Raw genomic sequence first — 20,162 nt, 5'->3', positions numbered from 1 at the left:
AAGTCCACTTGAGGTTCTAGGGTCGGGTCATGAGTGACATTCTGGTGACCGGCGCGACCGGGAACGTGGGCAGGAGCCTGTTGTCGCAGTTGGCGGAGGCGGGCATACCGGCGCGTGGGGCGTCGCGGAGCACCGGCTTCGATCTGTTGCGGCCGGAGACGGTGGCCCCCGCGCTGGACGGCGTGGAGTCGGTCTTCCTCCTCTGGCCGACCTTCGACGCCGAACAGGCCCGCCCGGTGGTCGAGTTGATGGCCGAGCGGGTGCGGCGCATCGTGTACCTGTCGGCGACGACGGCGGAGAACACCTTCCACGGTGGGGTGGAGCGGATCATCGAACACTCGGGGGTGGGATTCACGTTGCTGCGGCCGGGCGGGTTCGCGACGAACACCCTCGGATGGGCCGACCAGATCCGCGCGGGGGTGGTCCAGTGGCCGTACGGCAAGGCCGGGCGGTCGCTGATCCACGAGGCGGACATCGCGGCGGTGGCCGCACACGTGCTGATCACCGCCGGGCACTCGGGCAGGCGTTACGCGTTGAGCGGTCCCGAGGTGATCACGCAGGAGGAGCAGGTGCGCGTGATCGGCGAGGTCATCGGGCGTGAGGTGGTGTGGGAGGAACTCGACCCCGAGGTGGCGCGCGAGCGCCTGGCGATCGAGTGGGGCGGCCGGGACTTCGCGGACGCGGCCATCGCGACGTGGGCCTCGATGGTGGACTCACCGGAGCCGGTGTTCGACACGGTGCCGCTGATGCTCGGGCGGCCGGCGCGGACGTTCCGCGAGTGGGCCGAGGATCACGCCTCAGACTTCCGCTGATCGGCCTTCGGCTGATCGGCGGGGTGTTCGACGAGGGCCAGGATGCGGCTGGACATGAACCGGGCCGTGCGGACGGGGGTGCCGGTCCTGGTCACCTCGCTGACCTCGACCAGGCCGCGCCGGGTGTCGACCTCGACCCTGCGCCCGGCCTTGGTGGCGGTGATCTCGTAGGTGCGCGGGGATCCTCCGGCATCGATGACTATCTCAACCCAATCACCCTTCATGCCCCGATTTATACCCAGAAAGTGGGGTATTTATCCGTACACTAGTTTGACAATGGCGATCACACCGACCGTCACGATGATCCCGCGCAGCAGCGGGGCCGGGATGCGGCGCCCGATGCGCGCGCCCGCGAACCCGCCCGCGGTCGCCCCCGCGGCGACCAGCGCCACCGCCTGCCAGTCGATCTCGGCCAACAGGATGAACAGCACCGCGGCGGCGGCGTTCACGACCAGGCTGAGCACGTTCTTGGCCGCGTTCACCCGCTGCAGGTCCTCGGCGAGGAAGCTGCCGAGCAGGCCGATGAGCAGCACCCCCTGGGCGGCGCCGAAGTAGCCGCCGTAGACGCCCGCGCCGAGCACGCCGAGCCACAGCACGAGGCCGCCGTCGGGGTGGGGGTTCTCGCGGCGGGCGGCCATCCACGCGTTCAGCTTCGGCTGCGCGACGACGAGCACGCAGGCCAGCGCGATGAGCACTGGGACGACGACCTTGAACACGCCGGGGTCGAGTTCGAGCAGCAGCAGGCCACCGGCGACGGAGCCGAGCAGGGAGGCCACGGCCAGCTTGGCCAGGCGGGCGCGCTGGCCGCTGAGTTCGGCGCGGTAACCGTACGCACCGGCGGCGGAGCCGGGCACGAGGCCGATGTTGTTGGAGACGTTGGCGACGACGGGGTCGATGCCGACGGCGACGAGCGCGGGAAACGTGATCAGCGAGCCCGACCCGACGACCGCGTTGATGGCGCCCGCCGCGATGCCCGCCAGCCCGACCATCAGCGCTTCCCAGGGGGTCAAACTCGCCTCCTCTCGCCCTCTCGCCGTACTTCGCCTTCGCCCGAGCTTAATAAGCTTTGTCAGCGTTACGGCAGCGCCCCCCTGACGCCTCCCCCGCTCTCCGCCCGACGGCCTCCGAGGCGCTACCCGCCGCTCCCCCTCACCCCCGCGACGACGCCCTGTCACCCACGTCCCGGCCCACGCCGCGCCGCCGTACGGCGGCGCCGGTTCACCGCCCGCCTCCTCGCCGCCGGGCGCCGCAGAACCCTTTCCCGGCACGGGTCCAAAGGTCGCGCCACCGCGCGACCCTTGGCCCTCCCGCAGGTCAGGGGTCCGGGGCCGCGCCCCGGCCATCACGCGACGTCAAGGAGCCGCGCCCCTCGGCCCTCGTGCAAGGTCACGGGGGCGAGTCACGCCGCATGCCCTTCGTGGTGGGTCAGGACGGGGCTGCGTAGCAGTGGATGGTCACCGTCTCGCCGGGGTTCCAGGTCTCCTCGACCGTGCCCATGAGTGTCCAGCCGAGGCGCTCGTAGAAGGCGGTCGCGTCCGTTCTCGTGGCCACCACGTGGAGCACCGGGTGCCGGCCGACGGCTCTGGCCGCCGTCACGGCCTGGTCCATGAGCCGGGCGCCGACCCCGAAGCCCCGCGCCGCCGGTGACACGAACAGGCGGCCGACCACGGCGGAGGGCCTGCCCCACATGCCGGCGGCCCGGTCGTCCGGGTCCGGCTCCGACAGGCCGACGTGGCCGACGACCCGGCCGTCGAGTTCGGCCACCCACGCGCCGATCGAGGCCGCCCGCGCCACCCATTCGCCCGGCCGGTCGGGCCAGTGCACGGGGTAGCCGTCGGCGCGATGGACCTCGGCCAGGACCTCGGCGCACGCCTCCAGGTCGCCGTCGGTCCTCGGCCGCAGGTCAGTGGGCGCGGGCATACCAGCGGCCCTCAGCGCTGCGTTCCAGGGACAGCGGGACCCCGAACGTCCGCGACAGGTTGTCGGCCGTCATCACCACGTCGAGCGGCCCGTGCGCGACCACCGAGCCGTGCCGTAGCAGCAGGCCATGGGTGAAGCCGCTCGGGACCTCCTCCACATGGTGGGTGACCAGCACCATCGTGGGCGAGCGCCGGTCGTGTGCGAGGACCGACAGCCGCCGGACGAGGTCCTCGCGCCCGCCCAGGTCGAGCCCGGCGGCGGGCTCGTCGAGCAGCAGCAGTTCGGGGTCGGGCATGAGCGCCCGCGCGATCTGCACCCGCTTGCGCTCGCCCTCGGACAGGGTGCCGAACTGCCGCCTGATCAGGTGGGCCGCCCCCATCATGTCGATCAGCTCGACCGCCCGGGTGACGTCGTTGGAGTCGTACTCCTCCGTCCACCGCCCGATGATCGCGTAAGACGCGGTCAGGACCAGGTCGATGACCTTCTCCTCGGCCGGGATCCGCTCGGCGAGCGCCGCACTGGCCAGGCCGATGCGGGGCCGCAGATCGAAGATGTCCGTCTGGCCGATGCGCTCGCCCAGCACCTCGGCCAGGCCCTCGCTCGGATAGAGCAAAGTGGCGGCGACCTGGAGCAGAGTGGTCTTGCCCGCGCCGTTGGGGCCGATCACGACCCAGCGCTCGTCCTCGTTGACCGTCCAGTCGACGTTTCGCAGCAGGGCCGCCCCGTCGCGCCTGACGGCGACGTCCTGGAGCCGCAGGACCTGACCGCCCATCCCCGATACCTCCTCGCGCCCGCGCGCCCCTTCGCCGGAACGCACGGGACAAACCTATTGCAGGGCGAGCACATATCGTGGATCAGTGCGTGTTGAATCACCTGTCTCCCCCGCACTGGTGGCCTGGGGCAACGCCTGGCTGACCGGGCACATCGGCCTCGACGAGGCCGCCGACCGCATCGAGGCCGTGGCCGGCCCCACGCTGGTCGCCGGCGAACCGCTGCGCGAGCACCTCGCCGGGCTGCGCTCGCGCGGCCTGCGCGAGCTGCGGCTGGCGCTGCCCGCCCCCGGCGACCCGCTCGGGCTGTCCGGCCCGCCGGACTTCAACACCGCCGCCCTCGACGCCGGCCAGGCGGTCATCGCCGTGCTCACGGACGCGCAGATCGGCCTGGTACCCGCGCCGGACCTGCGTGGATCGTCGTACACGGGGGTCGGCTTCGCCGTCCACCCGGCCGGGCCGCCGCGCGCCGACCTGCCGTCGCTGTCCGAGGCCGAGCGGGAACTGGCCGAGGCGATGACCTCCGCCACCGAGGCGCTGAGCAGGGTGGGCGGCCCCGCCCAGGGCCACCCGGCGCGACTGGAGCCCGCGACCGCCCTCGCCCCCGGCTACCCGGGCCGCGCCCACCGGGTGTGCGCGCTGGCCGCCCGGCTGGCCGCCGTCCTGAACCTGACGGGCGAGGACCGGGGACTGACCTCCAGTCAGATGTCCACGCGCTCGGAGTCGCTGCGGCATCTCGACCGCGCCGTCCGCCGCGCCCTCGTCGCCTCCCACCACGCCGTCTTCGAGCCCCCAAGGGGCTCCTGACTTCTTTACGGCAAGCCCCTCTGACGCCGCCCACCGCACCGGGCATCCGGCCTCTCCGAGCGCCACTCCTCCGACCGCTCCCCGCCGCGACACCACCCGGTTGTCCCTGGCAGAGGCGCAAGAGAGCGGCGTCGCGGTGGGAGGTCGTCGCGGGGAGTGGCGCTCGGAGAGGCCCGGTAGCCGGGGCGGCGGGAGGTGTGGGGGCGGCTGGGCCGTAATGGAATGAGAGGCTTGTCACGCCAGGCCGTGGCGGACGGCGTACAAAGCCGCCTGGGTGCGGTCCTGGACGCCCAGTTTCATCAGGACGTTCGACACGTGCGTCTTCACCGTTTTCTCCGCGACCGCCAGTTCCCGCGCGATCTCCCGGTTCGAGCGCCCCGCCGCGATCAGCTCCAGCACCTCCCGCTCCCGGTCCGTGAGCTGGACCGGCCCCGGCACGTGCGGCGGCGGCCCATCGGCCGAGGCCAGCATGGCCGCCGCGGCCTCCGGCGCCAGCAGCACCTGTCCGCCGTGCACCGCCCGTACGGCCTGCACCAGCGCCGACGGGTCCACGTCCTTGTACAGGAATCCGGCCGCCCCCGCCCGCATCGCGGGCCCGACGTCCCGCCGATCGCTGACGGAGGTGAGCACGAGCACCCGCGTCGCCGACCCGGCGAGCCCCGCGAGCGCGCCGAGCCCGTCCAGGACCGGCATGTTGAGGTCGAGCAGCAGCACGTCCGGCCGGAGTTCGCCGACCAGCCGGACGGCCTCGGCGCCGTCGCCCGCCTCGCCCACGACCGTGATGTCGTCCTGCAGGTCGAGGAAGGTGCGCAGCCCCTGCCGCACCACCGGATGATCGTCGGCGATCAGCACGTTGATCACTGGTTGACCTCCATCTCCACCGTCGTCCCCGTGCCGGGGACCGCGGTGACGCTGAGCGTTCCGCCCACGGACTCCGCCCGGTCGCGCATCGAGATCAGGCCGAGCCCCCGGGATTCGGTCTGGTCGAAACCCAGCCCGTCGTCGGCGACGGTGAGCCGGACGGCACGGCCGTCGTCGGTGAGCCGTACGGTCACCTCGGTCGCGCCGGCGTGCCTGAGCGCGTTGTGCAGCGCCTCCTGGCTGACCCTGAGCACGACTTCCTCGACCTCGGGCAGCAGGTCGGGCAGTTCTCCGCACTCGAAGGTGATCCGGGTGGCGGGCTGCACCCGGTCGAGGAGGTTGACCTGTTTGCGCAGAGTTTCGGCCAGGCCGTGGTGGTCGAGGTCGGCGGGGCGGAGTTCGACGATGACCGCGCGGAGTTCGGCCATCGCCTCCCCCGCCAGGCGCTGAACGCGGTCGAGTTCGACGGCGGCCCGGTCGGGCGCGCTGTCCAGCAGGGTGGCGGCGGCCTGCGCGGTGAGCCGGAGCGAGAACAGCTTCTGGGTGACGGCGTCGTGCAGGTCGCGGGCCATCCGGGTGCGTTCTTCGAGCAGGGCCAGCTCACGGCCGCGTTCGTAGAGCCTGGCGTTGGTCAGCGCGATGGCCGCGTGCGCGGCGAACAGGGTGAGAAGGTCCTGGTCGGCCTGGGTGAACCCGCCGGGCTCGCACTTGTTGGCGAGGAAGAGGATGCCGAGCACCCGCTCGCCGTCGCGGATGGGCACGCCGAGGAAGTCCTTCATCACCGGGTGCGCCTTGGGCCAGTCCCCGAAGCGCGGGTCGAGCCTGATGTCCGGCAGCCGCGCCGGGACGCCCTCGCGCAGCAGCGCGGCGAGCATGCCGTGCTGGCGCGGCAGCGGGCCGATGGCGTCCCACTGTTTGTCCGTCACGCCTTCGGCGACGAACTCGGCGAACGAGCCCTCCTCGTCGGGCACGCCCAGCGCCGCGTACTTGGCGTTCAGCAGCCGCTGCGCCGACCGGGTGATCACCTGGAGCACCTCGCGCACCGACAGGTGCCGCGTCACGGCGAGCACGGCCGAGCTCACGGCGTGCAGGATCTCGTCCCGGTCGGGGCTCACCCTCCCACTCTAGGGTCCTAGGACGAAGGCCCCGCACCCGGACAGACCTCAGCCCGATGCCGGTCCGGCGGCACGCGCCTAGCGTCGGGACCATGACGAACACCGCACTCATCACCGGCGCCTCCCGTGGTCTCGGCCTCGCGCTCGCGAGGTCGCTGGCAGGTGCGGGATGGAATCTGGTCCTCACCGCGCGCGGCGCGGACGAACTCGCCCGGGTCGCGGACGAGCTCGGCGCGACGGCGATCCCCGGCGACGTCACGGACCCCCGCCACCGCGAGCGCCTGGCCGCCGCTGTGCCCGGCCTCGACCTCCTGGTCAACAACGCGGGCGCGCTCGGCGTCACGCCGCTGCCGCCCGTCGCCGGATATCCGCTGGCGGACTTCCGCGACCTGCTGGAGGCCAACGTGGTCGCCCCGCTCGCGCTCGTGCAGCTCACGCTGCCCGCGCTGCGGGCCAGGGGCGGCGCGATCGTGAACGTCACGTCGGACGCGGCGGCCGAGCCGTACGAGGGATGGGGTGGGTACGGCGCCACCAAGGCGGCCCTGGAGCAACTCTCGAACGTGCTGGCCGCCGAGGAGCCCGAAGTGGCCGTGTGGTGGGTCGATCCGGGCGAGATGAACACCGCGATGCTGGCGCAGGCCGTCGGAGCGGAGGAGGCCGGTCAGGCCGTCGACCCGGCCGAGGTCGCCACCGCCCTGCGCGCACTGGTCGGCGAACGGCCGCCGAGCGGACGGGTGAACCTGCGATGAGGGCGCGGACCGTCGTCCCCGAGGCCCTGTCCGCACATCAGCCGCCCGAGGCCAGGGGCCTGACCCGGGACGGGGTGCGGTTGCTGCTCACACGCGGCGGCACCCACTCCCACCACCGCTTCACCGAACTGCCCGGCCTGCTGGAGCCCGGCGACCTGGTCGTGGTGAACAACTCGGCGACACTGCCCGCCGCCGTGCGGCTGGACTGCATCGCGGTGCACTTCTCCACGGCGTGGAAGGACGGCACCTGGCTGGTGGAGCTGCGGCGCCGTACCGCCAGATCGACCGAGCCGTACGGCGGCGGCGACCCCGGCGAGTGGCTGCCCCTGCCGGGTTCGGCGACGCTGCGGCTGGTGGGGCGCGAGACGCCCCGGCTGTGGCGGGCGGTGCTGGATCGCGATGTGCCCGCCTACCTGGCCGAGTACGGCGTGCCGATCCGCTACGGGTACGTCGCGCGGGACTGGCCGCTGTCGGCGTACCAGACGGTGTTCGCGTCCGTGCCCGGCAGCGCCGAGATGCCGAGCGCGGGCCGGCCGTTCACCGCCGAACTGGTCACGGCGCTGGTCTCGCGCGGAATCGGGGTCGCGCCGATCACCCTGCACACGGGGGTGGCCTCGCCGGAGGCGCACGAGCCGCCGACGGCCGAGTGGTTCGAGGTGCCGGAGCACACCGCCCGGACGGTCGAACTCACGCGGCGGGACGGCGGCCGGGTGGTGGCGGTGGGCACGACGGTCGTGCGGGCGCTGGAATCGTCGGCCGGGGCCGACGGCCGGGCGCGGGCGAGCACCGGTTGGACCGAACGGCTGATCACCCCCGAGAATCCGCCGCAAGTCGTGTCAGGGCTGCTCACGGGGCTGCATGAACCTCATTCCAGTCATCTGGCAATGCTGTCGGCATTCGTCGGCGATGACGTTCTGTGCGATGCCTATCACGCGGCGATTCAGGAGCGGTATCTGTGGCACGAGTTTGGCGATATCCATCTGATACTCAAGTAACCGACTTTACATAGATTTTGCCGACATGATAGGAACTAGCGGCATTCACGGGGCGTCTTTGCCCCTCTTCCTCTACGGAGTCATCTGCATGCGCAGTTCCATCGCCAAGACCGCGGCATTCACGATTATCGCGGGCGCGGTCGTCCTTCCCGCGCTCCCGGCCGCCGCGGCGCCGGTCACCGCAGCCGCCACCGCCGCAGCCTCCGAGCCGGCCTTCGCGAACTTCGACGTCGAGGTGCAGGCCCCGTCCCGGGCCCGCGCCGGAGGCAAGCTGAACTACACGATCAGCGGCGTGAACACCGGCCCGCACTCGGCCAACGCCTGGTTCGTCATCGGCGAACTGCCCAGGGGCGTCGACGTCCGGAAGCTCCGCTACCGCTCGTCGGTGAAGGACACGCAGTGCGTCACCGAGAAGACCACCGTCGTCTGCATCCTGCCCAAGGAACTGCAGAAGGGCGACGACTTCACGCTGGTCCTCGAAACCCGCGTCAAGAAGTACGCCAAGGGCACCCAGAAGGCCGCCCTCGGCGTTCTCACCTTCGACGTCCAGAAGGGCATGGAGAACCTGTCGAAGGAGGAGCTGGAGCGCTGGGGCGTTCCTTCGCACGTCTTCGCCAAGGAAGTCAAGACCCGCCTGGCGCGCTGATCCACCGAACCCAGGCGGGCGCCCGCCTGGGTTCACCCCTCGCGTCCCCGTGTCCGAACCCTGCAGTAGCGTGGTCCGAGTGGACCAGCGCACCCTCCTGATCACGCTCACCGGCCCCGACCGCCCCGGTGTCACCTCCAGGCTTTTCAGCGTGCTCGCCGGCTTCCCGGTCACCGTTTCCGACATCGAGCAGGTCGTCATCAGAGGCCGTCTCACGCTCGGCGTCCTCGTCACCTACGTCGGCGGTCACTCCACCGGCACCGGCAGCACCCTCGGCGCCCTGTGGACCGCCGTCGAGCGCGTCGCGGAGAACCTCGGGATGGAGGTCGAGCTGTCCACCGGCTCCCTCACCAAGGAACAGCGCCGCAGAGGCCGTCTGTCCGTGAGCGTCCTCGGCCCCTCGCTGCCACCCGCCGCCATCGCCGGCATCTCCGGACGCATCGCCGCCGCCGGAGCCAACATCGACCGCATCGAGCGCCTCGCCCAGTGGCCGGTCACCTGCATCGAACTGTCGGTGTCCGGCGCCGACCCCGACGCCCTGCGCGTCGAACTCGCCGCAGAGGCCGCCGCCCAGCAGGTCGACGTCGCCGTCCAGCGCACCGGCCTGTCCCGGCGTGCCAAGCGCCTCATCGTCATGGACGTCGACTCCACCCTCATCCAGGGCGAGGTCATCGAACTGCTCGCCGCCCACGCCGGCTGCCTCGACGAGGTCGCCCGGGTCACCGAGGAGGCCATGCGCGGCGAACTCGACTTCGCCGAGTCGCTGCGCCGCCGCGTCGCCCTGCTGGAGGGGCTGCCCGCCACCGTCTTCGAGCAGGTGCGCAAGGAGGTCGTGCTCACCCCCGGCGCCCGTACGCTGGTGCGTACCCTCAAGCGGCTCGACTTCCGCTTCGCGATCGTGAGCGGTGGCTTCACCCAGATCACCGACTCGCTGGTGACCGAACTCGGCATCGACTACTCCGCCGCGAACGTCCTTGAGGTCATCGACGGCAAGCTCACCGGCCGGGTCGTGGGCGAGATCGTCGACCGGCCGGGCAAGGCCAGGGCGCTCGAACGGTTCGCCCGTGAGGCCGGACTGCCGATCAGCATGACCGTCGCCATCGGCGACGGCGCCAACGACCTCGACATGATCGCGGTCGCGGGGCTCGGCATCGCCTTCAACGCCAAGCCCGTCGTCCGTCAGGCGGCCGACACCGCGGTCAACAGCCCGTACCTCGACTCGATCCTCTACCTGCTCGGCATCTCCCGCGACGAGGTCGAGGCCGCCGACGCCGAGGACCCCACCCCGTCGTCCACCGCCGCCACCCTCACCACCCTCTGAACGCCCTCGGCCAGCAGCGCGGCGCCACCGCCGCAGCCCGCCAGCAGCACACAGCTGCCCCAGTCCGGTGACGGGGCGCTGAGCAGCAGCAGGAGGGCCGCGATGGTGCCCGCCGCGTACCCGTGGGCGACCTGGCGCATGGCGAAACCGAACGTGCCCAGCCCCAGCACGGCGGCGGCAACCGCGTACGGCGTCGGCACCACGGCGAACACCGGCACCACCGCCCAGGCGCCCACGACGGCCCCGGTCGCTCGGGCGCGGGTGCTCCCGTCCGCCACCACCAGGGCGGCCAGCAGGGGCAGAATGAACCATTGCGCGTACGGCTGGCCCGTACCCGCCGTCACCGCGACCCCCGCCCCGACGGCCAGCGCACGCACCCACCAGCCCGCACGGGGCCCCCTGCCCGCGATCTGCGCACCCCCGGTTCGGGAGGCGACCCAGGCTGTGGCGGCCGCGTCGGCGGACTTGGTGGCGCGCAGGACCCGCTCGTCCCATTCGTCGTCCGGCAGGCCGAGGCCCTGCGCCATCGCGTCCAGGTCGGCCGCCGCCCGTTCACGTGCGTAGGCGAGGGGGTCGGCTCCGTGCACCGGCCACAGGGCCAGCGCCGCCACCGCGAACCCCGCCGCGCCCGCGGCCACGGCGACCACGTCGCCGGGCAGGTAGAGGCCGGTCACGACGGCCGGTGCCAACGGCCCGCTCAATCCCGCCGCCACCGCCACGCCCCACCACGGGATCACCGCACCCAGCCAGAACCCGGCGGTGACGAGGACGGCCAGCCCGGCCAGCCGCGCGGCCCGGCGTCCGTACGGTCTCCCGTACAGGTCGCCGAACGCCGTCAGAGCGACACCCAGGGCCGCGAACGTCTGCCCGAACATGACCGGAACCGCGATCATCACCGCGCAGAACAGCCCGTACCCCCACGGCGGCCGGGCACGCGGGGCGAAGAACGCCGACCGGAAGATCCCCCGCATGGTCCCCTCGCTGGCCCGGCGGCGCCGGGCCCTCGGGACCTACGCCGGATGCTCCTTGGGATCCCAGTGCGTGACCAGGCGTCCCTCCCCCTCCGAGAGTTCTACCCATGGAACCGTCGCCTCGACCACCGCGAACGAGCCCGGCCGGAACCCGAACTCCCCACCTGTCAGTCCCAGGGCCAGTTCGTGGACGCCCGGATTGTGGCCGCACAGCACGATGGTGGCGGCCGCAGGGTCCTGGAGCCTGATCAGCTCCAGCAGTTCGTCCGGGTAGGCGGCGTAGATGTCACGCTCGAAGCTGATCTCGTCGTCGGGGAACGCCAACTCGGCCGTCCGCCTCGTGCGGAGCGCCGGCGAGCACAGCACCAGGTCCGGGCGGTGACCGAGGTCGCGGATCGCCACGCCCAGCCGGGCGGCGTCGCGCTCGCCCCGATCGGTCAGCGGACGTTCCCTGTCGGCCAGTCCCGGCACTTGGGCGGCCTTGGCGTGCCGCAGCACGATGAGCGTGCTCATCGCGGCGACGCCCACACTGCCAGCCCGATCAGCACCGCCAGGATCACCACCATGGCCAGCAGGATCAGGCCCAGCGTCTTGCCCCCACCGGGACGGTTCTCCTCCACACCCCAAGTCTCCCATCCAGCGCCGCCGCCCGCCCATACGACCCTCGATCGCGACCCGACCCGACGCACGGCAGTGCCTGGTCGGCGGGACACAGGGGTACGCGATCAGGACACAGGGGTACGCGGTCAGGGCGCGGGGGTACGTGGGCGCAGGGCACCGGACGGTACGTGGTGGCAGGGCACCAGGTATGTGGTCGCAGGGCGCGGGGGTACGTGGTGGCAGGGGCTCGTGGCGCAGCCGGTTGGAACGCCCTATGTGAGGCCAGCGACGTGGTGGCCTGGCCCCACATAGGGCTCGGAGACCGGGTCAGCGGGTCTGGGTGGCCTGGCTCAGGCGTTCCCGCTGCACGCGGGCCAGTAGGCGGCGCCTGATCCCCGTCACCGAGAGGAACTTCGAGGCCGTCCAGCCCAGCCCGTAGTACACCCTCGGTGGCAGATGCGGCAGCACGCTGGAGTGCCGGAAGCTCAGCAACGCGAGCAACTGCTTGGTCGGTAGGTCGATGTAGCGGTGCAGCTCCTCGAACCATCGGGCGCTGTACCCGGCCGCCCGCTGCTCCATCACGACCTCGTCCTTGCGTTCCCGCTCGTAGCGGGCGAAGGCCGCCGCCAGAGTCGGCTCCTGGTGCAGCGACAGCGCCAGGACGGCGGCATCCCCCAGCGCGAGGGCGGTGCCGAGGCCGACGGAGTAGTGCGTGGTGTGCGCGGCGTCACCGAGCAGGACGATGTTGTCGTGGGACCAGGCGCGGTTGGTGACCGTACGGAAGTTCAGCCAGCGGGCGGTGCCGTCCGCCGCCTCCTGGCCCATCAGCGGGTGCCCGTCGAGGATCCCGGCGAACAGCTTCTCCAGCAGGGCCAGGCACTCGGCCTGCGGCATCCGGTCGAAGCCGAGGCCGGTCCAGGTGTCGGGCCCGCATTCGACGACGGCGGTGCTGTACTGGTCGCTGTACTTGTAGCCGTAGCACCAGACCCAGCCGTGCTCGGTCTCCGCGAAAGCGAAGGCGAAGGCGTCGAAGACCTTGGTGGTGCCGAGCCAGATGTAGGGGTTGCGGCCGACCTCGATCTCGGTGCCGAACTGCTCGGCGTGGTGTTCGCGCAGTACGCTGCCCGCGCCGTCACCGGCGACGACGAGGTCGGCGTCGGCCACGTCGGCGAGTCCGGTGACCGTACGCTCGGTCTCGATGCGGACGCCGAGGGCGAGTGCGCGCTCGGTGAGGATGTCGAGCAGGCGATGGCGGCTGATGCCGTATCCGCCGTACTCGTCGTTCATCACCAGCCCCGGCCGCTCGGGCAGGTGGACCAGCCACTCGCCCCAGCTCACGGAGTTGTCGATGACGGCCCGGGCGGTCTCAGGGTCGGCGAAGCGCAGGTTGTCACGCAGGTCGTCGCTGTAGGTGACGCCCCAGCCGTACGTGGTCCCGGCGGGGTTGCGTTCGTAGACGGTGACGTCGCAAGCGGGCGTCTCCCGTTTCATCAGAATCGCGAAGAACAGACTGGCGGGCCCTCCGCCGACGCAGGCGATCTTCATGTCAACCCCAGAGTCACATAGAGTAGTCGATCCAGCTCGAACAGTAGCATTATCCGGACATGTCGCGACAATCCATCATTGGTAATGAGATCTCAAAACCTGTCTTTAAGCGCATGACGCCTTCCCGGTAACCCGGAAATACGTCTTACAAATGTCGGGACTTCTCAGACTAATCAGCGGCCCGGTCGGCCATTTCGGCATCGCAAGATCACCGAGTGTATTCTGTGGTTTATCCTTCCCGGACGCCGGGGAATGCTGGTGCTGAGCAGGTGTCCCTCCCGGCCGAAATCTCCGATCCCCGCAGCCCGGAATCCGGGCTCCCCTCTTCCCGTCCGGCAGAATTGTCGGCCTTTTGGAATTCCCCGAGAAAGGAAGCTCCACCATGAACATGCGACCTCGGTTCGCCAGGACCAAGGCGTTAGTGATCGCAGCGGGACTCACCCTGGGGGTCCTCGGCACGACGGGCGCCGCCTCCGCGAGCGCCCCCAACCCGAAGTGCCCCTTCACCAACACCGTCTGCCTGTTCGACGGTGAGAACTACGCCGGCGAACGGCTCACCGTGTCGTCACTCGGCAGCAGCGCCTGCGTCGACCTCGTGGCGCACGGCTGGGGCGCCCGCGCCAAGTCGGCGATCAACACGGGCAGCCGCACGGCGGCGATGTTCCAACTGCACACGGATTGCCTGGGACATGGCGCCCCGATCCACCCCGGGGAGACGCCGAACTTCTCCGGCTGGTTCTCGCCGGTGAGCATCCAGGTGTACTGAGCCGCACGTTCTTCCCGCCCGGCCCCGCAGGGGCCGGGCGCGTTGGCTACCGGGCGGCGTCGCGGTGGGGCCCGGTCAGAGGAGTAGCGCTCGGAGAGGCCGGGCGGCCGGTGCGGCGGGCGGCGTCAGGTGGGCTTGCCGTAACGGAGAGAGTCTCAGCGACGAAAAACGCCCGCGCCCGAGAGCGGGCGCGGGCGATTCTCAACGCGATCAGGACGGAACCGGCTCGTGCTCGCGCGTGTTGGTGGGCTCGACCGTCACCGTGCGGCGCTTGGAGATGAGGATCGCCGTCACCACCACGGCCACCGCCACGACCGGCAGGCCGATCCGCATCGCCAGGTTGTCCGAGTAGATGACCACGGCGGGTGCCACCAGCAGCGCCACCAGGTTCATCACCTTGATCAGCGGGTTGATCGCCGGGCCCGCCGTGTCCTTGAACGGGTCGCCGACCGTGTCGCCGATGACCGTGGCCGCATGGGCCTCGGAGCCCTTGCCGCCGTAGTGGCCGTCCTCGACCAGCTTCTTGGCGTTGTCCCAGGCGCCGCCGGAGTTGGACAGGAACACCGCCATCAGCGTGCCGCAGGCGATGGCTCCGGCCAGGAAGGCGCCCAGCGGCGCGTATCCCAGCGCGAAGCCGACCGCGATCGGCGTCATCACCGCGAGCAGGCCGGGTGTGGCCAGTTCACGCAGCGAGTCGCGGGTGCAGATGTCGACGACGCGGCCGTACTCGGGCTTGACCGTGCCGTCCATGATGCCCGGGTTGTTGCGGAACTGGTCGCGGACCTCGAACACCACCCGCATCGCCGCGCGTCCCACAGCCATGATCGCCAGGCCGGAGAACAGGAACACGACGGCGGCGCCGATGATCAGGCCGACGAGCACGTTCGGCTGGTCGATGTCGAGGCTGAAGCTCGCGGGGTCGGGCAGTTCGGCCTGGACCGCGGTCTTGAACGCGCCGAACAGGGCGGTCGCCGCGAGTACGGCCGTGGCGATCGCGATGCCCTTGGTGATCGCCTTGGTGGTGTTGCCGACGGCGTCGAGGCTGGTGAGCACCCGGGCGCCCTCGCCCTCGACGTCGCCGGACATCTCGGCGATGCCCTGCGCGTTGTCGGAGACCGGGCCGAAGGTGTCCATCGAGACGATGACGCCGACGGTGGTGAGCAGGCCGGTGCCCGCGAGCGCCACCGCGAACAGCGCGACGGTCACGTTGCCGAACCCGAGCAGGAACGCGCCGTACACGGCGCCGCCGATGACCAGCGCCGAATAGACCGCGGACTCCAGGCCGACGCTGATGCCGGACAGGATGACCGTGGCGGGACCGGTGAGCGAGCTTTCGCCGATCTCCTTGACCGGACGGCGGTTGGTCTCGGTGAAGTAGCCGGTGAGCAGCTGGATGGCGCTGGCGAGCACCAGTCCGATGAGCACCGCGCCGATGGCGATCACGCGCGGGTCGGCGTCGGACTGCACGGAGGCGCCGTTCAGTCCGGAGAAGTCGCTCGGCAGGTACCAGAAGGTCGCGGCGGCGACGAGCACGGCGGAGATCGCGGCGGAGATGAAGAAGCTGCGGTTGATCGCCGCCATCCCGTTGCGGTCCTTGTCGCGCAGGCGGGTGACGAAGATGCCGATGATGGCGGTGACGACACCGATCATCGGCACGATGAGCGGGAAGATGAGTCCCTGCTCACCGAAGGCCACCTTGCCCAGGATGAGGCTGGCGACGAGCATGACGGCGTACGACTCGAACAGGTCGGCGGCCATGCCCGCGCAGTCGCCCACGTTGTCGCCGACGTTGTCCGCGATGGTGGCGGCGTTGCGCGGGTCGTCCTCCGGGATGCCCTGCTCGACCTTGCCGACCAGGTCGGCGCCGACGTCGGCGGCCTTGGTGAAGATGCCGCCGCCGACTCGCATGAACATGGCCAGCAGCGCCGCGCCGAAACCGAAGCCTTCGAGCACGCCGGGCGCGTCGCCCTCGTACAGGAAGACGACGACGGCGGCGCCGAGCAGGCCGAGCCCGACGGTGAACATGCCGGCGACGCCGCCGGTGCGGAAGGCGATGCGCATCGCCTGCTTCTCACCGCTGGTGCGCGCGGCTGCGGCTACGCGGACATTGCCCCGCACAGCCAGCCACATGCCCATGAATCCCGTCAGGGCGGAAAAAGCGGCACCGACGATGAAGAAGATGGAACGGCCGATCTTCACATCGGTTTCGCCCGGCAGGAACCACAGCAGAATCGGGATGAGGACGACGAACAGCGCCAGGGTGCGGAACTGTCGTTTGAGATAGGCGGCGGCCCCTTCTTGGACGGCACGTGCGATGTTCTGCATGCGCTCGGTGCCTTGGTCGGCGGCCAGCACCTCGCGCACGAGGCCGCCCGCGACGGCCAGGGCGATGAGCGCGACCGCGGCGACGATGACCACGATCGTGAGGTTGCCGCCGCTCAGGGTCAGGCTGGACGTTGGCTCTGCGGCCAGGTAGTGCGTAAACATCCGTTCTCCTCGGCAAGACGGTACGTCCTGCCCGGGTGGTGCTGCGATGTCTCGGTTGGTGCGGCACCATCCGGGTAATGGGTGCCGCTTCCGGTTGAGTCCGCAGTTCCGCCGGATCACCTTGGCCGGTGCCGGGGAGTCTACGCAGCGGTTCCTCGGATATGAAGGCTCTCGGGCCCGGCAATTGTTCGCGCGTCCAGTAAGCCCCAGACTGGGGCCCGATTTGGACCTTGACTCGGGAATTTCCCGGGGTTTACGGGCATGACAGGCGCCAGTAAACGGTCGCCCGAAAATGCATGATCGCGTTTCGCGACATGATCGCGTTTCACGCGATCTAAGATCATTATCCGTTACGGCCCAGCCGCCCCCACCGCCGCCCCCCGCCCCGCGCCGGCGGCCTCCCCGAGCGCCACCCTCCTCACACCACCCCACCCCAACGCCGCCCTGCCACGCCTCCGAGCGGGAACCCCCGCCTAACCCGTGCGGCGATCGCACCGTGAGCGATCGCACCGTGGACACCCCGATGAACCACCACGCCGCAAACGACCACGCCGGGGACGACCCGACGAACCACCACGCCGCAAACGACGCGGTGAACAGCCGCACCGCAAGCGACTACACCGCGAACGGCCCGACAAACGCCCACTCCACCAGCGACCACGCCATAAACGACCCGGTGAACAACCACACCGCAAGCGACTACACCGCGAACCGCCCGACGAACGACCACATCATGGACACCCCGGTAAACAGCCACACCGCAGACGACCACACCGCGAACCACCCGACGAACGACCACACCGCGAGCGATTAGTCCCGGTGAGTCATCGTCGTAAGTGGTCACGCTGTTGGAGATCGCACTGCGGGAGGTCTTCGTTAACGGCCACGCCACAGGCCCCGTGCATAATCCCGGTGGCAGTGCGGCCATGCCTCCGTGGTGGCCATGCCTCCGTGGTGGCCATGCCTCCGTGGTGGCCATGCCTCCGTGGTGGCCATGCCTCCGTGGTGGCCATGCCTCCGTGGTGGCCATGACCTCGTGACTGTGCCGCGGTGGCCGCGTCGCTCAGCCTCGTGACTTTGCGGAGTTGGCCATGGGCTCTGCCACGTTGGCCATGGGCTCTGCCGTCCCGGCCTGCGCGTCACCGGGCCCATCGCCTGGTGAGTCGGCCGTCCGCTTGCCGACTTCTTGGTCCGAGGGCGCCGACTCCGAGTCTGGGATGACGCCCGGAGCCGGCGCCCTCGCCAGCGAGTTGGGCGATCGCCGGCCCGGGTTCGATCTTTGGGGCTGGGCGGGTCCCAGATCCCTTCCAGGGGCTTACCGGGCGGCGTCGCGATGATCGGACCCGGGCGGGTGAGGAGCGTGCCCCTGGAGGGGCCTGAGGGGTTGCGGCGGGTGGCGTTCGGGGGCTTCGCCGTAAAAGGGTCTTATGAGGACGGGATCGCCACGGCCGGCCAGCTCATCCGAATGCGCATCCCCTTGGGACTGGGGATGACCTCGACATCGTCGGCCAGCCCCACGATGACGGCGATGCCGAACCCCGACATGAAGGAGTCGGACAGCATGCCGAGATCGAGCGGCTGCTCCGGCTGGATCTCGTCGCTCGGGGCCTGGTCGGTGACCGTCACCTCGAAGCGGCCGGAATCGTCGCGCAGTTCGATGCGGATGGGCTCCCCCGGGCAGTGGGCGCGGTGCGCCTCGACAGCCCGGGAGCAAGCTTCACCGACTGCCAGCCTGACCTCGTCAAGCAGCGACTCGTCCACACCGGTACGCCGGGCGATCGCCGTCGCGACCAGCCTCGCCGTGCGCACGTGTGCGGGAAGAGCGCTGAACGTCAGCTCGACGGTAGCCATGGCTACTTGTCTTTGCCGTGAGCTTCCTTGGCTTCCTCGACCGAGGCGTAGATCCCGAAGACCTTGGTCAGCCCCGTGATCCGGAAGATCTTGAGGATGCGCTCCTGCGTGCAGACCAGTTCAAGCGAACCGTCGTGCGCGCGCACCCGCTTGAGCCCGCCGACCAGAACGCCAAGGCCGGTGGAGTCGAGGAAGTCCACCTTCTCCATGTTGACCAGAAGGTGGAAGTTGCCCTTGTTGACCAGATCGATCAGCAGCTCACGCAATCTGGGCGCGGTGTAGACATCGATCTCACCTTCGACCTCCACAATGGTGAGTCGGTCTTCGTTGTGGTGATCCAGCTTCAGATCCACAGATCCTCCAGCGCCTCGCCTGCGAAAGTACCCTCATGGGCCTGGCAGTCTGGAGCGGCGCTCCAGACCGTCGGACCCTGACGCGCGGCATTCAACCACGCGTCTGGCTTGTGTCTATACGAAATCACGATTCCCGGCGACTTTGCCCACCGATGCCAGACTGGAAACAGTGACTTCCTCCGCTTCCTCCCCACGCCGACCAGGTCCACTCCTCCGTCACCTGCTCGGCGTTCCTGCACGTCACGAGCGCGTCACTCATGTGGAGCATGTTCCAGCACGTCAGGCGGGTCAAGTCGGATGGCCGAAGTGGGCCCCGGAACCGCTCGTTACGCGCTTGGCGAACCTGGGCGTCTCCGGACTCTGGACACATCAGTACGAAGCCGCCGAACTTGCACACCGTGGCCGAAACGTGATCATCTCCACAGGCACGGCATCGGGGAAGTCTCTCGCCTACCTGACCCCGGCGGTCGCCGCCTGCCTCGACGGGGGCACCGTCCTGTACCTCACGCCGACCAAGGCCCTGGCAGCCGACCAGCGCCGGTCGCTGCGCGACCTGGGGATCGCCGCCGTGCGCGCCGCCTGTTTCGACGGGGACACACCCTTCGAGGAACGTACGTGGATCAGGCAGCACGCCAACTACGTCCTGACAAATCCTGACATGCTGCACCGGGCGCTGCTGCCGCGCCATTCGCAGTGGTCGGCGTTCTTCCGACGGCTCCGGGTGATCGTCGTCGACGAGTGCCACGGCTATCGCGGCGTGTTCGGCTCCCACGTCGCCCAGATCCTGCGCCGCCTGCGCCGGGTGTGCGGTCGTTACGGCGCCTCGCCGGTCTTCGTCCTGGCCTCGGCCACGGCCAGCGAGCCCGGCGTGTTCGGGAGGCGACTGACGGGGCTTGAGATGGACGAGGTGACCTTGGACGGCTCCCCCAAGGGTTCGACCACCTTCGCGCTGTGGGAGCCGCCCCTGACGGATCTCCGGGGCGAGGGCGGGGCTCCTGTCCGCCGCACCGCCACCGCCGAGACCGCCGATCTGCTCGCGGACCTGGTTCTGGCGAACGTACGCACACTGGCCTTCGTCCGCTCCCGCCGAGGCGCCGAGACCGTCGCCCTGACGGCCCGCGCGAAACTCGCCGACGTCGCCGCCTCTCTGGCCTCCCGCCTCCCCCGCCCCACCCCCGCTCCGGCCTCCTTCCCACTCCACGGACACCCCGCCCCAGCGCACACTCCGGATCCCCGCCCCAGCCACACGACCGACCCGGCACGACCCACGTCCGCCCCCACCCCGAACTCCGCCCAAGCCACTCTCACCCCGAACTCCGCCCAAGCCACTCTCACCCTCGCTTCGGACCCCACCCAGCCTCCCCTCGCCCCCACGTCGGACCCCGCCCAGACCGCTCACAGGCCCACCCCGGACACCGGCTCGGCCATCCCGGCACCCGCTTCCGACGCCACGCGGCCCACCCCCGCACAGCCCGTCATCGCGGAGTCCGTCCCCCCACCCGCCCCTGAGCCGGCCCAAGCCGCTCCCCCCGACCTGGCCCGGATCGCTTCCGCGCAAACGGTCCCCACCTCCGAGCCCACACCCGCACAAAC

General features: G+C 70.5%; 21 protein-coding genes. 9 read left to right on the top strand and 12 right to left on the bottom strand.

The features are described from left to right. Window positions 1–29 precede the first annotated feature (29 nt). The gene (locus ABD120_RS38820) at window positions 30–812 is read left to right on the top strand and encodes an SDR family oxidoreductase (RefSeq protein WP_343955388.1); all 783 of its coding nucleotides are present in this window, start codon (window positions 30–32) and stop codon (window positions 810–812) included. On the opposite strand, the gene ABD120_RS38815 is transcribed toward ABD120_RS38820, so the two are convergent. The 4 genes from ABD120_RS38815 to ABD120_RS38800 form a co-directional block, all read right to left on the bottom strand. After that, window positions 791–1,036, bottom strand: coding sequence for a hypothetical protein (locus tag ABD120_RS38815; protein ID WP_343955386.1), 246 nt, complete (start codon window positions 1,034–1,036; stop codon window positions 791–793). The genes ABD120_RS38820 and ABD120_RS38815 overlap by 22 nt on opposite strands. A 30-nt stretch (window positions 1,037–1,066) precedes the next feature. Further along, window positions 1,067–1,822 carry a sulfite exporter TauE/SafE family protein gene (locus ABD120_RS38810; RefSeq protein ID WP_343955384.1) on the bottom strand — a complete coding sequence of 252 codons (756 nt, stop codon included), beginning with the start codon at window positions 1,820–1,822 and terminating at the stop codon, window positions 1,067–1,069. Window positions 1,823–2,237: 415 nt separating this feature from the next. Further along, window positions 2,238–2,732 carry a GNAT family N-acetyltransferase gene (locus ABD120_RS38805; RefSeq protein ID WP_343955382.1) on the bottom strand — a complete coding sequence of 165 codons (495 nt, stop codon included), beginning with the start codon at window positions 2,730–2,732 and terminating at the stop codon, window positions 2,238–2,240. Further along, the gene (locus ABD120_RS38800; protein ID WP_343955380.1) at window positions 2,716–3,504 is read right to left on the bottom strand and encodes an ABC transporter ATP-binding protein; all 789 of its coding nucleotides are present in this window, start codon (window positions 3,502–3,504) and stop codon (window positions 2,716–2,718) included. Before ABD120_RS38800 ends, ABD120_RS38805 begins: the two co-directional genes overlap by 17 nt. Window positions 3,505–3,589: 85 nt before the next feature. On the opposite strand from ABD120_RS38800, the gene ABD120_RS38795 reads away from it, so the two are divergent. Then, window positions 3,590–4,309 (top strand): hypothetical protein, encoded by a 720-nt coding sequence (locus ABD120_RS38795; protein ID WP_343955379.1) that lies wholly within the window; start codon window positions 3,590–3,592, stop codon window positions 4,307–4,309. 234 nt (window positions 4,310–4,543) lie between these two features. Here the strand turns inward: ABD120_RS38795 and ABD120_RS38790 are convergent, their stop codons facing one another. Beyond that, window positions 4,544–5,170, bottom strand: a complete 627-nt coding sequence (locus ABD120_RS38790; protein WP_343955378.1) for a response regulator — start codon at window positions 5,168–5,170, stop codon at window positions 4,544–4,546. Beyond that, window positions 5,167–6,285, bottom strand: a complete 1,119-nt coding sequence (locus ABD120_RS38785; RefSeq protein ID WP_343955377.1) for a GAF domain-containing sensor histidine kinase — start codon at window positions 6,283–6,285, stop codon at window positions 5,167–5,169. The genes ABD120_RS38790 and ABD120_RS38785 overlap by 4 nt, the downstream gene beginning before the upstream one ends. A 92-nt stretch (window positions 6,286–6,377) precedes the next feature. Between ABD120_RS38785 and ABD120_RS38780 the strand changes: the two genes are divergently transcribed. The 4 genes from ABD120_RS38780 (at window position 6,378) to serB (ending at window position 9,996) form a co-directional block, all read left to right on the top strand. Beyond that, window positions 6,378–7,034, top strand: a complete 657-nt coding sequence (locus ABD120_RS38780; RefSeq protein ID WP_343955376.1) for an SDR family NAD(P)-dependent oxidoreductase — start codon at window positions 6,378–6,380, stop codon at window positions 7,032–7,034. Continuing rightward, entirely contained in the window at window positions 7,031–8,029 is a 999-nt protein-coding gene (locus ABD120_RS38775; protein ID WP_343955375.1) for an S-adenosylmethionine:tRNA ribosyltransferase-isomerase, read from the top strand. The genes ABD120_RS38780 and ABD120_RS38775 overlap by 4 nt, the downstream gene beginning before the upstream one ends. Window positions 8,030–8,117: 88 nt before the next feature. Further along, a complete protein-coding gene (locus ABD120_RS38770) occupies window positions 8,118–8,675 on the top strand; it encodes a hypothetical protein (RefSeq protein WP_343955374.1) in 558 nt (185 codons plus the stop codon). A 79-nt stretch (window positions 8,676–8,754) separates the two neighbouring features. Further along, window positions 8,755–9,996, top strand: a complete 1,242-nt coding sequence (gene serB / locus ABD120_RS38765; RefSeq protein ID WP_343955373.1) for a phosphoserine phosphatase SerB — start codon at window positions 8,755–8,757, stop codon at window positions 9,994–9,996. Here the strand turns inward: serB and ABD120_RS38760 are convergent. The 3 genes from ABD120_RS38760 to ABD120_RS38750 all read right to left on the bottom strand — a co-directional run bounded on the left by ABD120_RS38760 (window position 9,903) and on the right by ABD120_RS38750 (window position 13,112). Continuing rightward, window positions 9,903–10,967: a hypothetical protein gene (locus tag ABD120_RS38760; protein ID WP_343955372.1), complete on the bottom strand. Its 1,065-nt coding sequence runs from the start codon at window positions 10,965–10,967 to the stop codon at window positions 9,903–9,905. The two genes, serB and ABD120_RS38760, sit on opposite strands and share 94 nt — an antisense overlap. Before the next feature lie 39 nt (window positions 10,968–11,006). Continuing rightward, the gene (locus ABD120_RS38755) at window positions 11,007–11,480 is read right to left on the bottom strand and encodes a SixA phosphatase family protein (protein ID WP_343955371.1); all 474 of its coding nucleotides are present in this window, start codon (window positions 11,478–11,480) and stop codon (window positions 11,007–11,009) included. Between the two features lie 414 nt (window positions 11,481–11,894). Further along, a complete protein-coding gene (locus ABD120_RS38750; RefSeq protein WP_343955370.1) occupies window positions 11,895–13,112 on the bottom strand; it encodes an FAD-dependent monooxygenase in 1,218 nt (405 codons plus the stop codon). Window positions 13,113–13,494: 382 nt separating this feature from the next. Between ABD120_RS38750 and ABD120_RS38745 the strand changes: the two genes are divergently transcribed. After that, window positions 13,495–13,878 (top strand): peptidase inhibitor family I36 protein, encoded by a 384-nt coding sequence (locus tag ABD120_RS38745; RefSeq protein WP_343955369.1) that lies wholly within the window; start codon window positions 13,495–13,497, stop codon window positions 13,876–13,878. 210 nt (window positions 13,879–14,088) lie between these two features. Here ABD120_RS38745 and ABD120_RS38740 read toward each other — a convergent pair whose 3' ends face one another. After that, window positions 14,089–16,365: a sodium-translocating pyrophosphatase gene (locus tag ABD120_RS38740; RefSeq protein WP_343955368.1), complete on the bottom strand. Its 2,277-nt coding sequence runs from the start codon at window positions 16,363–16,365 to the stop codon at window positions 14,089–14,091. Window positions 16,366–16,861: 496 nt separating this feature from the next. On the opposite strand from ABD120_RS38740, the gene ABD120_RS38735 reads away from it, so the two are divergent. Then, window positions 16,862–17,179: a hypothetical protein gene (locus ABD120_RS38735; protein ID WP_343955367.1), complete on the top strand. Its 318-nt coding sequence runs from the start codon at window positions 16,862–16,864 to the stop codon at window positions 17,177–17,179. A 611-nt stretch (window positions 17,180–17,790) separates the two neighbouring features. Here the strand turns inward: ABD120_RS38735 and ABD120_RS38730 are convergent. Both ABD120_RS38730 and ABD120_RS38725 read right to left on the bottom strand, forming a co-directional pair. Then, a complete protein-coding gene (locus ABD120_RS38730) occupies window positions 17,791–18,216 on the bottom strand; it encodes an ATP-binding protein (protein ID WP_343955366.1) in 426 nt (141 codons plus the stop codon). Window positions 18,217–18,218: 2 nt separating this feature from the next. Further along, window positions 18,219–18,569, bottom strand: coding sequence for an STAS domain-containing protein (locus ABD120_RS38725; protein WP_343955365.1), 351 nt, complete (start codon window positions 18,567–18,569; stop codon window positions 18,219–18,221). 409 nt (window positions 18,570–18,978) lie between these two features. Here ABD120_RS38725 and ABD120_RS38720 point away from each other — a divergent pair. Continuing rightward, the coding region (locus ABD120_RS38720) for a DEAD/DEAH box helicase (RefSeq protein WP_343955364.1) at window positions 18,979–20,162 on the top strand (1,184 nt) is incomplete at its 3' end.

The organism is Nonomuraea longicatena, from assembly GCF_039525605.1.
GTDB classification, from domain to species: domain Bacteria; phylum Actinomycetota; class Actinomycetes; order Streptosporangiales; family Streptosporangiaceae; genus Nonomuraea; species Nonomuraea longicatena.
This window is presented reverse-complemented; position numbering and strand designations above follow the sequence as displayed.

Excerpts from the sequence above, each read along its gene's own strand:
- ABD120_RS38820 (WP_343955388.1), top strand. The coding sequence starts at position 30 with ATGAGTGACATTCTGGTGACCGGCGCGACCGGGAACGTGGGCAGGAGC.
- ABD120_RS38815 (WP_343955386.1), bottom strand. The coding sequence starts at position 1,036 with ATGAAGGGTGATTGGGTTGAGATAGTCATCGATGCCGGAGGATCCCCG.
- ABD120_RS38805 (WP_343955382.1), bottom strand. The coding sequence starts at position 2,732 with ATGCCCGCGCCCACTGACCTGCGGCCGAGGACCGACGGCGACCTGGAG.
- ABD120_RS38800 (WP_343955380.1), bottom strand. The coding sequence starts at position 3,504 with ATGGGCGGTCAGGTCCTGCGGCTCCAGGACGTCGCCGTCAGGCGCGAC.
- ABD120_RS38780 (WP_343955376.1), top strand. The coding sequence starts at position 6,378 with ATGACGAACACCGCACTCATCACCGGCGCCTCCCGTGGTCTCGGCCTC.
- ABD120_RS38775 (WP_343955375.1), top strand. The coding sequence starts at position 7,031 with ATGAGGGCGCGGACCGTCGTCCCCGAGGCCCTGTCCGCACATCAGCCG.
- ABD120_RS38770 (WP_343955374.1), top strand. The coding sequence starts at position 8,118 with ATGCGCAGTTCCATCGCCAAGACCGCGGCATTCACGATTATCGCGGGC.
- ABD120_RS38760 (WP_343955372.1), bottom strand. The coding sequence starts at position 10,967 with ATGCGGGGGATCTTCCGGTCGGCGTTCTTCGCCCCGCGTGCCCGGCCG.
- ABD120_RS38755 (WP_343955371.1), bottom strand. The coding sequence starts at position 11,480 with ATGAGCACGCTCATCGTGCTGCGGCACGCCAAGGCCGCCCAAGTGCCG.
- ABD120_RS38750 (WP_343955370.1), bottom strand. The coding sequence starts at position 13,112 with ATGAAGATCGCCTGCGTCGGCGGAGGGCCCGCCAGTCTGTTCTTCGCG.
- ABD120_RS38745 (WP_343955369.1), top strand. The coding sequence starts at position 13,495 with ATGAACATGCGACCTCGGTTCGCCAGGACCAAGGCGTTAGTGATCGCA.
- ABD120_RS38740 (WP_343955368.1), bottom strand. The coding sequence starts at position 16,365 with ATGTTTACGCACTACCTGGCCGCAGAGCCAACGTCCAGCCTGACCCTG.
- ABD120_RS38730 (WP_343955366.1), bottom strand. The coding sequence starts at position 18,216 with ATGGCTACCGTCGAGCTGACGTTCAGCGCTCTTCCCGCACACGTGCGC.